At 67.5% G+C, this 8,424-nt stretch carries 6 protein-coding genes; 3 read left to right on the forward strand and 3 right to left on the reverse strand.

Annotated elements, in window-relative coordinates:
- Positions 1-470 precede the first annotated feature (470 nt).
- The 3 genes from WDC87_RS21300 to WDC87_RS21310 form a co-directional block, all read right to left on the reverse strand.
- Positions 471-2,120 (reverse strand): phosphoethanolamine--lipid A transferase, encoded by a 1,650-nt coding sequence (locus WDC87_RS21300; protein WP_088497634.1) that lies wholly within the window; start codon positions 2,118-2,120, stop codon positions 471-473.
- Positions 2,117-2,884: a phosphatase PAP2 family protein gene (locus tag WDC87_RS21305; RefSeq protein WP_227837263.1), complete on the reverse strand. Its 768-nt coding sequence runs from the start codon at positions 2,882-2,884 to the stop codon at positions 2,117-2,119. Before WDC87_RS21305 ends, WDC87_RS21300 begins: the two co-directional genes overlap by 4 nt.
- Before the next feature lie 113 nt (positions 2,885-2,997).
- Entirely contained in the window at positions 2,998-4,701 is a 1,704-nt protein-coding gene (locus tag WDC87_RS21310; RefSeq protein WP_227837260.1) for a glycosyltransferase family 39 protein, read from the reverse strand.
- Positions 4,702-4,831: 130 nt separating this feature from the next.
- Between WDC87_RS21310 and WDC87_RS21315 the strand changes: the two genes are divergently transcribed.
- From WDC87_RS21315 to WDC87_RS21325, 3 genes are all read left to right on the forward strand, one after another.
- Positions 4,832-5,545, forward strand: a complete 714-nt coding sequence (locus tag WDC87_RS21315; RefSeq protein ID WP_072169171.1) for a response regulator transcription factor — start codon at positions 4,832-4,834, stop codon at positions 5,543-5,545.
- Positions 5,532-6,818, forward strand: coding sequence for a HAMP domain-containing sensor histidine kinase (locus WDC87_RS21320; protein WP_088497636.1), 1,287 nt, complete (start codon positions 5,532-5,534; stop codon positions 6,816-6,818). The genes WDC87_RS21315 and WDC87_RS21320 overlap by 14 nt, the downstream gene beginning before the upstream one ends.
- A gap of 121 nt (positions 6,819-6,939) precedes the next feature.
- The gene (locus tag WDC87_RS21325; RefSeq protein WP_072169169.1) at positions 6,940-8,190 is read left to right on the forward strand and encodes a DUF819 family protein; all 1,251 of its coding nucleotides are present in this window, start codon (positions 6,940-6,942) and stop codon (positions 8,188-8,190) included.
- Positions 8,191-8,424 lie beyond the last annotated feature (234 nt).

The raw sequence follows: 8,424 nt of genomic DNA on the forward strand, positions 1-8,424 counted from the left end.
ACCAAACCGGGGTTTTGGGGGGGGGGGGGCGGGGGTGTGTGGTGTCCCCCCACCCGCAAAAACCCAAGGGGGGGGGGTTTGGGGGCCAAACCGGGGCCCCCAGGGGCCCCACACCCCCCCACCGCCCCACGTCTGACAGATCGTGGCGGCTGTTGGTAGGTGTCGACCCTGGTCGACACATCTGTCAGGTATCGACAATCAAAATGGGGTCAGATCCGTTTTCTTCCGGAAAACGGATCTGACCCCAAGATCGTTCCAACAGATCGCGGAAAACTGTCGAAGGCGGGGTGGGGCCGGTTGCGGGGGCGTGAGCCGCATGGATGCGGCGACCGAGCTTACATGGACGTACTTGCAGCGTCCCCCGCAACCGGACCCACCCCCCCACCCCTCAGGAAACCCGCTTCTGCTGTTGCTTCGGCCGTTGCCGTTGCCCCTGCAGGTGCAGGGCTGCAAGCCCTGCCAAACACCCCTCAACCTTCGCAGTTGGCGAACACGTCGCGGTCGCGCTCGTACAGCGCCGTCTTAACCTGCATCAGGCCCAGCACCGACGGGAACAGGTTGTCGTGGTCTGTATAGGCCGCCGAACGCTTGCGCACGCACTGCAGGTCCAACCCACGGCTGCTGGCGAAGCCCGGCGAGAACCACATCGTCATCGGTACGCGGGTCTGCTCGGCCGGTGCGATCGCATACGGCACGCCATGCAGGAACAGGCCCTTCTCGCCCAGCGATTCACCATGGTCGGACAGGTAGATCATCGCCGTGTCGTAGTCCTGCATGCCCTGCAGCGTGCCGATGGTCTTGGTCAGGAAGTGATCGGTGTACAGCACGGCGTTGTCATAGCTGTTGGTGATCTCGTCGCGCGAGCAGCGGCCGATGTCACGGGTGTCGCAGGTCGGGGTGAAGCGGCGGAACGCGGGCGGATAGCGCTCGAAATAGGCCGGGCCGTGGTTGCCCAGCTGGTGCAGCACCACGACCCGGTCGCCGGGCTTGGCCCGCACCTGGGTGGCCAGGTCCTGCAGCAGGATCTCGTCCATGCAGCGGCCATCGGCGCACAGGCCGGGTGTGGTGGCGTCGGACAATGACTGGAAGTCCAGGCCCTCGCACACGCCCTTGCAGCCGGACTGGTTGTCACGCCACAGCGGCGCGATGCCGGCGCGGTTCAGTACGTGCAGCAGCGACTGGTGCGCACGGATCTTCTTCTCGTCGTAGTCGTGGCGGCCCCACGGCGAGAACAGGCACGGCAGCGAGACCTCCGTGCTGGTGCCGCACGAATGCATGTCCGGGAAATTGATCACGCTGGCCTGCGCCAGTTCCGGAGTGGTGTTGCGGCCACCGTTGAGGCCCCAGTTCTGCGCACGCACGGTCTCGCCCATGACGATCACCAGCAGGCGCGGCTTGCTGGCCGGCGCTCGCGGAGTGGCCTTGGCGTCGGTGCCGATCGGCAGCTTCGGTGCGCGCTGCACCGGGTTGTCGCCACGCAGCGCACGCGGCATGCCCAGCAGCACGTTGGCCGGGGTGGCGAGGTAACGCACTTCGCGCTGGTTGCGCATCAGTGCTGAAACATCCTGGAACGAGATCAACGCGCCGCCGACGGCGGTTACCGCGGCCACCAGCAGGAAGCCCAGCCGCCACAGCAGGGTGCGGCCCCAGCTGCGGCGACGCAGCTGCACGCGCCACAACACCGCCATCGGCAACACGGCCAGCAACAGTACCGGCCACAGCAGCGACACGGTCATCAGCTCGCGGCTTTCCTTGGGGTCCGTCGCCAGCACGTTGCGCAGCATGTCCGCATCCAGGTAGATGTGGTAGCGACTCATGTAGTGCGCGGCGAATGCGGTCACCAGCAGCAACAGGCTGATCACCACCTTGGCGTTCCAGCGCCAGACCAGGATGCCCAGCAGCACGCCGTGAGCACCCAGCAGCAACAGCAGCAGCGAAAGCGCGTAGCGCAGGCTGCCTGGATGGCTGGCCATCGCGCTGTGCCAGAACAGGCCATTGCCGGCCACCGCGAAGAACAGGCTGGTCAGCGCGATCAGCGCTTCGGTGGACAGCTGCGGCCGCCAGTGGCGCAGACCCGCAAGGGCGGGGAGGCGGGCGGGCCGTTGGACCGATGCGCTCATGCGTTTGCCTCCTGGCGGTTGGCATGGTTCAGTTGACGGTGTGTCAGGACGCGCTTGGCGATCAGATAGAGGCCGAGCGAAAGCAGCCAGCAGATCAATGCAGTGGCGACGTCATGCGAAAGGAAATGCGCACCGCGCAGCTGCTGGCCGATGCCGAACACCAAACCGGCGCCGAGGCCGATCCACAACCCGGCCCAGCGCCACGACGGGCGCCATAGGAGGGCGAAATAGTACAGGCACAGCCAGGCGTAGCCGGCACTGGCGTGCCCGGCCGGGAAGCAGGCCTGCGCGGCCATGCCAGCGGGGCGTGCGGTGAAAAGCCCGATAAATGGCTGGTGGCCGCCGTAGCGCAGCAAGTCCCAAGGGCATTCCATCGGCACCAGTGACTTCAGCAGGGAGATCACGCCGGTGCCCAGCGCCAGGGCAAGTACGACATAAAGCAGCGCCCACCGCAGGGTGTGATCGCGTCCTTTACGCCAGTGGTGGAAGCACAGCAGGATCGCGACCAAGGCCGCTGACGTGCTCAGCCATTTGCCGGCCTTGTGCACCACCGTGCGGGTGATCCAGGCGTCCTGTAGCACCCATCGGCTGCCCTCAAGGCGGAACAGGTGATCGGCCACCCACTGGTCGCCGCCGAACCCCATCAGCAGCGCAAACACGGGCAGACCGATTGCGACAGGCAGCCAAAAGTGAGTTACGGCGAATCTTGACGCCAGTGGCGATGACGCAAGCGGCGCGATCGAATCAAGGGGACGAACGGGCATGCTGAGGGAAGGCGGGTTCGGGAATCCGCAGCCATGCTCGTCACCTGCATGTCGGAGAAGGGTCGGACGCTCGTTCGCGCCGAGTTAATGATTTCCCCGGCACGAGTCAACGTTCAGTCTTCTTCGGCGGTCGAGCCGGCCCGTTCGGCGTGGCATTGCGGGTCCCAGGCCGTACCGGGAAGCAGTTGCCAACGATTCCTGTTGGCCATGCCGATGTCGATCACCTTGGCCCGGTCTACGCAGGGACTCATCGCCTCGTCCAGCACCAGCAACCAGCGCTTGTCCGGCGCTTCGGCGAGCCAGGGGCCGGCATCGTGCCATTGCTCGGCCCAGGGCCGCTTGAAGCCGAACTCGCGTACCGGGCGGTCAGCCTGCAGCAGGTTCTGCTCGCGCCAGGCGACCAGCGCCAATTCGGCGTCCGGACCGATCCGCGCGCCGACGCGGCGCATCAGCGCCGATGCCGATGCGTAGGGATCCAGTGCCGGGATCAGCACCAGGCCGTAGAGCATCCACAGCATGCCGTGGGTCAGCAGCACCAGGGTCGTGGCGCGGCGCACCCGCAACCAGACGGCCAACGTGGCCAGCGCGATGGCGAAGGTCAGCAGGCCATCACCCAGCACCGGCAGCAGCGTATCGGGCATGGCCCGGCGCTCCAGTTGCGCCAAGGCCCACGGGTGCTCGGTCATCAGCATCACGCCGAGCACGCCGGTGGCCAGCATCAGCACCACGCTGTAGCCGAACAGATACCGGCGCACGCACAGCCGGCGCAGCAAGCCCGGCAACAACGGCGCAACCGCCAGTGCCATCGCAGGCAGCATCGGCAGCACATAGACCTCGCGCTTGCCCGGGCTGGCGCTGAAGAACACCAGCACCAGCAGCGCCCAACCCAGCAGCAGCCACTGCCGGCGGTCGCCCCGGCGGATGCGGCGCCACCACGGCTTGAACAGCAGCGGCAGCAGCAGGCTGCCCGGCAGCCACAGGGTCAGGATCACCTGCAGGTAGTACCAGGCCGGTTGGCGATGGTGCCAGGCGTTGGCATAGCGGGTACCGGTCTGCTTGAACAACAGCTCATGCGCGTAGGCCTGCAGTTCGGCGCTGGGCGTGTGCAGCAGGGCCCAGCCCAGCGGCGCAAGCCACACCGACACGCCCAGCAGGAAGGCCGGGATCAGCCACAGCAGCGTTGCCGGGTGGGGGCCGTCAACGCTGCGCCCGCGGCGACGCTGGTACAGCCACCAGCCGAACCACGGCAGGACCATCAGCAGCGGCAGGAAACCCACGCCTTTGGTCACCGTGCCGAGGCCAGCGGCGAACCCCGCCAGCCACAAGGCAGCCAGGTTGCGGCGTTCGCACAGGTGGCGCATCAAGCCCCACAGGGCCACCGTGGTCATGCCGACCAGCACCATGTCGATCTGCGCGCGCTTGGCCATCAGGCCAAACTGCAGGGTGCAGAACAGCGCCGCCAGGGCGTACAGGGAATGCCGCGGTGACCACAGTCGGCGTGCCAGATCCGACACCAACCACAGGCTGAGCAGGGCGCCCAGCAGCGATGGCAGCAGGAACGACCACTGCCAGCTGCCGACGATCTCGTAGGCCGCCGCCTGCAGCCACATGAAGACCGGTGGCTTCTCCGCATACAGCTCCACGCCCCGGTGCGGCAGCAGCCATTGCCCACTCTCGACCATGGTGCGGGCCGCCAGCACGAAGCGCGGCTCGTCCGGTGGCTGCGGCTGCCGAAGGCCGATCCCCGCTGCCAGCGCAGCAACGATCAACAGCCACAACAGGGGCAGGCGCCAACGGCGGGGCAGGACTACGGGCACGGCAGGCTCCGGGAGCAAAACGGCCATTCTGAGGTGGCGGGGGTTGGAAAAGCGTCAGAGGAGGCCGGGGCGACCGCATTCCGACATGGGCAGCGCTACCATGGTACGAAGTTCCGTGGATGTTTCGTGCATGCGTCTGTTGGTGATCGAGGACAACCGCCAGCTGGTGGCCAACCTGTTCGACTACTTCGAGTCGCGCGGGCACGTGCTCGACGTGGCCCCGGACGGCATCACCGGCCTGCACCTGGCCGGCAGCCATCCCTACGACGCGGTGATCCTGGACTGGATGCTGCCGCGCATGGAGGGGCCGGAGGTGCTGCGTCGCCTGCGCGCCGAGCAGGCTTCGGAGGTGCCGGTGATCATGCTGACCGCGCGCGACGAACTGCCGGACAAGATCACCGGCTTCCGCGCGGGTGCCGACGATTACCTGACCAAGCCGTTCGCCCTGCCCGAGCTGGAAGTTCGGCTGGAGGCGCTGCTGCTGCGTGCGCAGGGCCGGAACCCGCGCAAGCGCCTGCAGGTGGGCGACCTGGTGCTGGACCTGGCGACCCTCGAAGCCCAGCGGGGTGGTCAGGTGCTCCACCTCTACCCGGCCTGCCGGAAGCTGCTGGAGGTGCTGATGCGCGCCAGCCCCGGTGCGGTCACCCGCCAACAGCTGGAGTTCGCCCTGTGGGGCGACGAGCCACCGGATGGTGACCTGCTGCGCTCGCATGTCTATGAGCTGCGCCGCAGCGTCGATGGTCCGTTTGCCGACAAGCTGATCCACACCCTGCCGCGGGTTGGTTACCGCCTTGCGGTGACCGCGGCCGCCGATGCAGGCAAGGATGATGATGAAGGCGCGTAGGCCGGGCCCGCTGTACCGGCGCGTGGTGTGGTGGTTGCTGGGCTACCTGGCCCTGCTGTCGATCGCTGTGTTCAGCGTCGGCAACTACGTGCACGAACACGCCGAACATGCCGCCTGGCGTGCGCTGCTCAACTCCGAACTGGACAGCATCGTCGAGCACGTCGAGCATGAACCGCACTATCGCTGGCAGGATTCGGACACGCTCAGCCTGTACCGCTTCGATGCAGTCAACCTGCCTGACAGCCTGCGTACGCTGCATCCGGGCCTTCACGACGGCGTGATGATCAAAGGCCGGGAGACGGCGGTGATGGTGCGCGAGACCCGGTCGATGGGACGGGTCGCGCTGGCGCTGGACATCTCCGACTTCCATGACCTGGAGCAGTTCGCCACGCGCTGGGTGATGCTGGCCGGGGTGATCATGATCTTCGTCACCGTGCTGATGGCGTCCTTCGGCATGGAACGCATGGTGCGCCCGTTGAGCCTGCTGGCCCAGCACATCGGCGCATTGCGGCCGGGCGTTCAGGGCCAGCGCATCGAGGTCGACCCGCGCGGCAGTTCCGAGCTGCACACCATCGCCGATGCGCTGAACGACTACCTGGACCGCAACGAGCAGTTCGTCGAGCGTGAGCGGGTCTTCATCAGTACCGCCAGCCACGAACTGCGCACGCCGATCGCAGTGATGACCGGTGCAGCCGAGCTGGCGCTGGAGCAACCGGGCCTGCCCGAACGTGCCCGCCAACAGATGCAGCGGGTCCTGCGCACGGCACAGAGCGTGGAGCAGCTGATCGAGCTGCTGCTGGTGCTGGCGCGTGATCCTGCGCGCCTGGCCGCGCGTGCCGAGCGCATCGCACTGGACCAGCTGCTGCCGGAGATCGTGGACGACCATCGCCACCTGCTCGGCGACAAGGACCTGAGCATCGGCATCCAGGCTGCGCCGGTGGATATCGTCGCGCCGCTGGCGGTGGTGCAGGCGGCGATCGGCAACCTGCTGCGCAATGCCATCGAAAACAGCGGCCGCGGCCATATCGAGCTGCAGCTGAGTTCGTCGGCGGTACTGACCCTGCAGGACCCCGGGCATGGGATGAGCCCGGAGGAGATCGCGGCGATCCACGCGCGCATGGCCCGCGGCGAGCGTGCCGATCGAGGCAGTGGCATCGGCCTGGACCTGATCGCGCGGCTGTGCGAGCACCTGGGCTGGACGCTGCAGTTGCAGCCCCGCCAACCGCGCGGGACGCGTGTCACCCTGGACTTCGGCGCTTCGCGCCCCGCTTGATCGGACGGCCGACCTGCTCCGCGCTGCGGCATGACCCGACGTGAAGACAATGTTAATCTCGACCTGCGCCGCTTCATGCGGCGCTTTTTTTTCCCCGCTCCTTCGATCGACAGAGGATCCCATGCCGACCGAACCCGCTACTGCCCTGATCAGCAACGATATCGTTGGACTGGGCCTGATTGCCGCCACCCTGGCCCTGATCTTCTGGGCCGCCAGTGGTCCGACCCCGCTGTTGAAGAAGATCTTCGCCTGGGTGCCGGCACTGCTGCTGTGCTACTTCATCCCCGCCATCTACAACACCGCCGGTGTCATCGATGGCCACAACACCTCGCTGTACAACCCGGTCGCGCGTGACGTGCTGCTGCCGGCCGCGCTGGTCCTGCTGACGCTGTCGATCGACCTCAAGGGCGTCATCAAGCTGGGGCCGAAGCTGTTGCTTGTGTTCTGTGCCGGTACCGCTGGCATCATGCTCGGTGCGATCGTCTCCTTCCAGCTGATGAAGCTGATCCATCCGGAAACGGTGGCCGGTGATACCTGGGCCGGCATGGCCGCGCTGGCCGGCAGCTGGATCGGTGGCGGCGCCAACATGGTCGCCATGCGCGAAGTGTTCGGCACCGATGCCACCACCTTCGGGCAGTTCGCCGTGGTCGACGTGGCCTGCGCCAGCCTGTGGATGGCGATCCTGCTGTTCCTGGCCAACCGCGCGCAGCAGATCGACACCCGCAACGGGGCCGATACGCGTGCCATCGACGAGATGAAGGCACGCATCAGCGCCTACGAGGCACAGAACGCGCGCATTCCCAGCATGACCGACCTGATGGTGATCGTCGGCGTGGCACTGGGTGGCGTCGGCCTGGCCCACGCCATCGCCGCACCGCTGTCGGGCTGGTTCAAGGCCAACGTCAGCTGGGCCAGCCAGTTCAGCCTGGACAGCCAGTTCGTGTGGGTGATCCTGCTGTCCACGGCGATGGGCCTGGGCCTGAGCTTCACCCGTGCGCGCCGGCTGGAAGCCGCAGGCGCTTCGCGGTTGGGCACGGTGTTCCTGTACTTCCTGATCGCCTGCATCGGCATGCAGATGAACCTGCTGTCGCTGCTGGATCGGCCTTGGCTGTTCCTGCTCGGCGCGATCTGGATGGCCACGCATGTGCTGGTGCTGTGGGGGGTGGCCAAGCTGCTGCGCGCGCCGTTGTTCTTTTTCGCGATCGGTTCGCAGGGCAACATCGGGGCGGCCGCCTCGGCTCCCGTGGTGGCCGCGGCCTTCCATCCGACGCTGGCGCCTGTGGGGGTGCTGCTGGGGACGGTGGGCTATGCCACCGGTACCGGGTTGGCCTATGTCACCGGCCTGATCCTGAAGTGGATGGCCGGCGCCTGAGTTCTGACCGGACGTTCTGTTGGGGGGGGGGGGGGGGGGGGGGGCCGCCCCCCCCCCCCCCCGCGATTTAAAAAAAAACACCCCCCCCCCCCCCCCCCAAAAGGGGGTGGGGGGGGGGGGGGGGTTTATCCGGGGGGGGGGGGGGGGGGGGGGGGGGGGGGGGGGGGGGGGGGGGGGGGGGGGGGGGGGGGGGGGGGGGGGGGGGGGGGGGGGGGGGGGGGGGGGGGGGGGGGG

The organism is Stenotrophomonas maltophilia group sp. Smal12 (genome assembly GCF_037079935.1).
Lineage (GTDB): Bacteria > Pseudomonadota > Gammaproteobacteria > Xanthomonadales > Xanthomonadaceae > Stenotrophomonas > Stenotrophomonas sepilia.

What these genes read in the sequence shown, in the direction of transcription:
- WDC87_RS21300 (WP_088497634.1), bottom strand. Translation starts at nt 2,120, where the DNA reads ATGAGCGCATCGGTCCAACGGCCCGCCCGCCTCCCCGCCCTTGCGGGT.
- WDC87_RS21305 (WP_227837263.1), bottom strand. Translation starts at nt 2,884, where the DNA reads ATGCCCGTTCGTCCCCTTGATTCGATCGCGCCGCTTGCGTCATCGCCA.
- WDC87_RS21315 (WP_072169171.1), top strand. Translation starts at nt 4,832, where the DNA reads ATGCGTCTGTTGGTGATCGAGGACAACCGCCAGCTGGTGGCCAACCTG.
- WDC87_RS21320 (WP_088497636.1), top strand. Translation starts at nt 5,532, where the DNA reads ATGAAGGCGCGTAGGCCGGGCCCGCTGTACCGGCGCGTGGTGTGGTGG.
- WDC87_RS21325 (WP_072169169.1), top strand. Translation starts at nt 6,940, where the DNA reads ATGCCGACCGAACCCGCTACTGCCCTGATCAGCAACGATATCGTTGGA.